Here is a 1,517-nt window from a genome sequence, read left to right on the forward strand (position 1 = left end):
GCCGACGGCCGGGCGCTGGACGAAGCCGTGCCCTTCCAGTTCGAGCCTGACACGGCCGGCGCCGGCCGGGGGACGCTCATCTTCCGGCTGACGGGCGAGACGGCGGCGGCGGCCTCGCGGCGCTATTACGTTTACTTCGACTTGGCTGGGAGCGCGCCGGGTGTGGCCGCGACCGAGGCCATCCCCACCGCGCCCGAGGCGGTGACGCTGACCAACGCCACTGACGAGGGGTTCGCCGCTTTCAAGATCACCACGCCCCGCGCCATCTACTACTACCACAAGGCGGGCGGCGGCTTCTCCAGTTTGGTGGACGAGACTGGCATCGACTGGATCAACTGGAACGCCAGCCCAGGCAATGCCGGCGACTTCCGCGGCATCCCTAACATGGTTCACCCCAACGACGGCGGCTTCTTCCACCCCGGCCGGACGACCTCGACCAGCCGCGTCATCAGCAAAGGGACGCTGAAAGTGACGTTCGAGTCCACCAGCAATGACGGCCTGTGGAAGACGCGCTGGGAGATTTTCTCCGACTTCGCCCGCATGACGGTGCTGAAGGCAGCCGGGAAGTACTGGTTTCTCTATGAGGGCACGCCCGGCGGTGTGCTGGACGGCAAAGATTTCGTGATGCGCTCCAACCGCAAGCAGACGGGGGCGTTTGTCAGTTGGCGGGGAGATTTGCAGGGGGAAGAGTGGGCCTACGTGGCCGACTCGACCGCCAACCGCTCCATCTTTCTGCTCCACCACACCCAGGACAACATCATAGACTCCTACAAGCCGTCGGCCGACCGCAAGATGACCATCTTCGGCTTTGGCCGCGACGGCAACCGCCGCTACCAGACGGCCGTCCCCGACCAGTTCAGCTTTGGCCTGGTCAACTCGACGGCCTATGATACGGTGGCTCAGGCGGTGCAGGAGGCGCTCAATGCGCCGAGCGCGGCGGTGGGAGCGGCGGAAATTAAGGGGTAATTTGGCTAAGACCTCTGAGGTTTGCCGCAAACCTCAGAGGTCTGAACCAGTAACTACCGTGCTTAACACCCGCTGAACCTGGATGGCGATGTCGTTCATCACTACTTCGCTCACACGCTCCGCTTCAGGTACGCCTAAATAGCCGAAAACCCTGGTACTGCGGCGCTCCTCCGGCTGATCGGCCATGCGCGGGATGACGTGGAAGTGGACGTGGGAGTGCCCTTCGGCCTCGGCGAACTGGAGCGCGTAGGTCTTGACGCAGCCGGTAACCTCGTGCAGCGCGGTTGAGGTTCGCCGGAGCAGTGCGCCCAATTCGGCCGCTTCCTCTTCGGTCAACTCGGCGATGGCCGCGATGTGCCGCCGCGCCACCAGTACGAGCCAGCCGGGGAGGGACGTGTTGAAGGCGTGGACGACATCCCAATATTCGGTGCGGAGGATGTTGTCCCAGAGGGGCGCTTCGCCGCGGTCGCGGCGATCGATGAGTTCACAGGTCTGGCAGAAGTGTGCATTTGTCATACGCTCAACATGGCCTCGATCTTACGCCGCGCCCC

General features: G+C 64.0%; 2 protein-coding genes. One reads left to right on the top strand and one right to left on the bottom strand.

Annotation, left to right across the window (positions count from 1 at the left end):
* Positions 1-966: hypothetical protein (locus ACE3UY_RS07015; protein WP_374686831.1), on the top strand; the 966-nt coding region annotated here is incomplete at its 5' end.
* A gap of 33 nt (positions 967-999) precedes the next feature.
* Here ACE3UY_RS07015 and ACE3UY_RS07020 read toward each other — a convergent pair.
* Positions 1,000-1,482, bottom strand: a complete 483-nt coding sequence (locus ACE3UY_RS07020) for an HIT domain-containing protein (protein WP_374686832.1) — start codon at positions 1,480-1,482, stop codon at positions 1,000-1,002.
* Positions 1,483-1,517 lie beyond the last annotated feature (35 nt).

This window comes from Promineifilum sp. (SeqCode) (assembly GCF_041918635.1).
Lineage (GTDB): Bacteria > Chloroflexota > Anaerolineae > Promineifilales > Promineifilaceae > Promineifilum.

Coding starts and splice junctions, on each gene's coding strand:
- ACE3UY_RS07020 (WP_374686832.1), bottom strand. CDS start 1,482: ATGACAAATGCACACTTCTGCCAGACCTGTGAACTCATCGATCGCCGC.